This window comes from Schwartzia sp. (in: firmicutes) (genome assembly GCF_978017985.1).
This window is the reverse complement of sequence record NZ_CDXDFU010000013.1, coordinates 1-4,698: the sequence shown is the minus strand read 5'-3', so window position 1 is coordinate 4,698 and position 4,698 is coordinate 1. Positions and strand designations below refer to the sequence as shown.

At 47.5% G+C, this 4,698-nt stretch carries 4 protein-coding genes; 3 read left to right on the top strand and 1 reads right to left on the bottom strand.

Features of this window, described 5'->3' with window-relative positions; genetic code table 11:
* Window positions 1-261 precede the first annotated feature (261 nt).
* Window positions 262-2,487 (top strand): HD domain-containing phosphohydrolase, encoded by a 2,226-nt coding sequence (locus ACY69O_RS00565; RefSeq protein ID WP_462331525.1) that lies wholly within the window; start codon window positions 262-264, stop codon window positions 2,485-2,487.
* Window positions 2,488-2,718: 231 nt separating this feature from the next.
* On the opposite strand, the gene ACY69O_RS00560 is transcribed toward ACY69O_RS00565, so the two are convergent.
* Complete coding sequence (locus tag ACY69O_RS00560; RefSeq protein ID WP_462331526.1) at window positions 2,719-2,967, bottom strand: SPASM domain-containing protein; 249 nt, start codon at window positions 2,965-2,967, stop codon at window positions 2,719-2,721.
* A gap of 293 nt (window positions 2,968-3,260) precedes the next feature.
* On the opposite strand from ACY69O_RS00560, the gene ACY69O_RS00555 reads away from it, so the two are divergent.
* Window positions 3,261-4,292: a macro domain-containing protein gene (locus tag ACY69O_RS00555; RefSeq protein WP_462331524.1), complete on the top strand. Its 1,032-nt coding sequence runs from the start codon at window positions 3,261-3,263 to the stop codon at window positions 4,290-4,292.
* 130 nt (window positions 4,293-4,422) lie between these two features.
* On the top strand, window positions 4,423-4,698 hold a 276-nt coding region (locus tag ACY69O_RS00550), incomplete at its 3' end, for a vWA domain-containing protein (RefSeq protein ID WP_462331523.1).

Sequence of the window (4,698 nt, the reverse complement as noted above, 5' to 3'; positions counted from 1 at the left end):
TGTCATGCTTCTTTCACTCTCTTTCTCAAATTTCGAAGTCGACTTTTTATCCAAACTTTTGGTTTATTCAGACTTTTTCCTCAGACGACCTCGAGGCAACACGTTAAACCATATACGTGCTATAGGGTCAATAAATAAATTTAATTATAGTATTACAAAATATGTCATGATCATTTACTCATTTTTTCAGAGGACAAATCTCCTAAAATTATTGATAATAAACTTAATAAGAGAATGAACGGGAAAACGGAGGATAATCCCATGAAACGTCTTTGGATAATCTTTCTCATAGCTTTCTGTGCAATAACTCAGACGGCGTTTGCGGAAGGCAATCCTGCCACGGTACGGATTGGATATTACGAAAACGAGATTTTTCAGGAGGGCGCCGAAGACGGCGTAGTGAAAAAAGGCTACGCATACGAATATTACCGCAAGCTTTCGGAGTTTACGGGCTGGAAATATGAGTACGTGTACGGCAGCTATGGAGATCTCTATAAGATGCTCCTGAACGGAGAGATTGATTTACTGGCAGGTCTTGCAAAGACTCCTGAGCGTACAGGCATTATCGGATATCCCGACAGTGCAATGGGCAGTGAAACCTACAGTATATTGAAACACTCCACAGATGAAAGCATAACCACTGACCCGTCAACTTTGGACGGAAAACGGATTGGTATACTGGACGGTGCCATGGTCAGTGCGCTTAACAGTTTTTTGGATGAATATGACATTGAAGCCAACATTATAATCTACAACGACTACCAGGAAGTACTGGATGCCTTTGACACGGCTTCCGTCGATGTCATTGCCGCAGAGGGTAACGGAACCTACGGCAGACGCCACGCGGAGCATCTTTTTTCTTTCGGCTCTACGGATTACTATCTCTGCGTTAGCGCCCAAAGGCCTGACCTTTTGGATGAGCTGAACAAGGCGCAGCGTCAGCTTACTTCCGAAGACCCCACGTATATCGCCTCTCTACGTGGCAAATATTACCCGTCCACTATTTCAAGCAGGGCATTTTCTGATGAAGAAAAAGCCTGGCTCAAGACACACCTCTCTTTGAAGGTCGGCTGTCTTACACATTATCTGCCATACAGTGATGTGAATGCAGACGGCAGTATGACGGGACTGGTCACTGATTTGCTTCCTCTCATGTTTGAAGACATGGAAATACAGGGCATAGATATTTCCTACGTACCCTATGAGGATTACGGAGCAATGGTTGATGACGTGGAAAACGGAACCATTGATGTGGCATTTCCTGTAGGAGGCGGAGTATTTTTCTCCGAGGAAACGGGGATTCTACCCTCCAATGCCGTGATTTCTTCCCGTACGGTAATGGTATCCCGGGACTCTGTCAGCGTTGATTCTGTCAAAAGCTTTGCGGTCAATGAAAAGAACCGCATGCAGTATTACTATGTAAAAGCAAATTTCCCTGAAGCGGAAATTATCTATTTCCCTTCAATTGATGCATGCCTTGAGGCTGTGCGTGACGGCAGAGCGCAATGTACCACGCTGAACGAGCTCCGCGCCGGTAGCATACTAAAAAACCGCAAATTCCGCGAGCTTTCCATGAAGCCGCTGCTTCACAGTGAAGACCGCGCCTTTGGTGTGCGTGTCGGAAACAAGGGACTGCTTAAGCTCCTTAACCGCGGACTTAATATCGTCGGAAAGGAACGCCCCGAAAAGATAGCGAATCAATATGTAGACAAGCTGTTTTCCTATACTCTTTTCGATATAATGATGGACAATCAGTGGCTTTTTGTACTGATTATCGGCGCACTGGCAGCCCTGGTGACTCTGTTCTTCGCCCGCAAGTCCAAGCGTGAACGTGAGCGTATGCTTCACGTGGTAACTTCTCTTGCTGACGCGATTGATGCCAAAGATGCTTATACCAACGGCCATTCAAGACGTGTCGCGGAATATTCCAAGGAAATAGCAAGGCGGGCAGGCTATGACGAACGTGCTCAGAACGATATATACATGCTCGGACTCCTGCATGATGTGGGAAAAATTGGAGTTCCTGATGCCGTCATCAACAAAACGGGGCGACTGACAGACGAAGAATTTGCCATGATTAAGAAGCACCCCGAGGTAGGCGGCCGTATTCTGAAGAATATCCGCGAGATGCCTACACTTTCCGCGGGCGCGCGCTGGCACCATGAACGTTACGACGGCAAAGGCTACCCTGACGGACTCTCCGGAGCTGCAATCCCCGAGGAAGCACGTATAATAGCCGTAGCTGACTCCTACGACGCAATGAGCAGCAACCGAAGCTACCGCAAAACACTTCCGCAGGCGACTATCCGCGCGGAAATCGAGAAAGGCAGAGGAACACAGTTCGACCCGCAGTTTGCGGACGTTATGCTCTCTATGATAGACGAGGATAAGAACTACAGCATGCGCGATAAAACGAAGCACTCGCATCAGGAGGATATTCAAAAAAAAGTTGAAAATATATCCCCCGACGGAGCTTGTGATAAGTAACTACCAATCCTATAATAAACGCAGAGAATAGATACTCCTTCTGTTTTACCGGATCAACTACAGTCTTGGAGAAATCTATTTGAAGGACATGTTCCCGCTTGTCCTCTGCGTACGAAGAAGCCTGCACGGTGCTCCCTACACCGTGCAGGCTTCTTTGCCTGAAAAAAGGAGCTGTGAAAAAGGCGAGAAATGCTTTTTTCACAACCCCTCGATATACTTTTCCATATACGTTTACTGCCTGCTCTTTAGCGGACATTCTTCGATTTTTACCCCCGGCGCGGCACATGGACGGCAGCGTCTTACGTATGTACATTCTGCGCAGTACGGCTTATTTTCCTCATTACGCAGCTCTTTCAGTGCCGAAGAATTCTTCCAATAGCCATTAATACTTCCTTTTTCTCCGCAGCCGAATTTCAGACACGGCGACATTGTACCGTCCACATTTACGGCGCAGAAGGATAGCCAGCCCCGCCATGAAATACCTTTTCATTGTGACGTACCCTCCAGTAAACAAAAATGACCATGGAAAAGAGCATTTTCTCTAATCCACGGTCATAAAATCTCCCCTTCTCAGTTCGTTCTACTTCCCCTGTTTTAATCCATAATTCAATTTTTATTCTATCATCTCCGCGCCTTTCATAACAGCAAACCCGATGTTTTTTTAGAATTTTTTAACTTCTCATCCACGGATAAAAAGCAGCAATTATTGAGTTTCCTATGGCAGTGTGCTAAATTGAAGTCAAACTATGCTATTTTACATGGGAGTGATATATATGTCTCTGAAAATCGTGCGAAACGATATAACAGCCATGCAGGTTGACGCCATAGTCAACAGTGCCAATCCTGCTCCCATCGTGGGCGGCGGCGTGGACTACGCCATTCATGCCAAGGCAGGCTCGGAGCTTTTGACCGCCCGAGAGAAAATCGGCCCTATCGAAACAGGCGATGCCTTCATCACCCCCGGCTTCAGGCTTCCCGCCAAATACGTCATACACACGGGAGGTCCTGTATGGCATGAGGGCAGCAAAAAGGAGCGGGAGCTTCTCTCCCGATGCTACAAAAACTGTCTGAAGCTCGCTCTTGAACATCACTGTTCCTCCATCGCATTTCCTCTGATTTCGGCGGGGGTTTTCGGATGTCCTGCAGAAACCTCCATCACGGCAGCGACACAGGTGATACGCGATTTCCTTTCTGAACACGAAATAGACGTATATCTCGTCGTGTTCGACCGTAACTCCTTCCAAATCTCCGACGCCCTTTTCGATGATGTTCAGAACTACTTGGATGAAAACTACGTAGATGAGCGGCTGAACGAAGAAGGGTACAGACGGCGCAGGGAGCTTAACAGACACTTCGATTCCAAGGATACCGTAGATGAAGAACCGATGCTGCTTGAAGCTTTATCCGAAGGTGAAGTCTGTTTTGATTCTATAAAATCCCGCAGTCTTTCCGACCTTTTAGATGAAGTGGACGATACCTTCTCCGAAGCGCTGCTTCGCCTCATCGATGCACAAGGAAAAACCGACCCCGAGGTCTACAAGCGTGCGAATATGGACCGAAGACACTTTTCCAAGATACGAAACAATCCCGACTACCAGCCGAGCAAGATGACTGCGCTGGCTCTCGCCGTTGCTCTGGAGCTGAACCTGGACGAGACAAAGGATTTCATCGGGCGTGCAGGCTATGCCCTCTCCCACAGCAGCAAAGCCGACATCATCGTGGAATATTTTATCGAGCAGGGTGAATACGACATATTCACCATTAACGAGACACTCTTTGCCTTCGGGCAGCCCTGTCTCGGATAAATCAACGAACATAAAATGTCGCCTGACATGCGACCATGCGCCTCCCTAGTTTTGCTAAACTCAAAGTAACAAAAGGCCCCATTTACGGAGGCATCTCACTTTGAAAAGCAAAACAGGGAGGCGTTTTATCATGAAAAAGGGATTGACGGAAATCGTATTCATTTTAGACCGCAGCGGTTCCATGAGCGGACTGGAAGCGGACACCATCGGAGGATTTAACTCCATGATAAAAAAACAGAAAAAGGAGGAGGGCGAAGCGCTCATCTCCACAGTACTCTTCGACGACAGCGCCAAGGTCATTCACGACCGCATTCCGCTGGACAAGATAAAGCAAATGACCGAGGACGAATACTTCGTACAGGGCTGTACCGCGCTCCTGGACGCTTTAGGAGGCGCCATACATCAC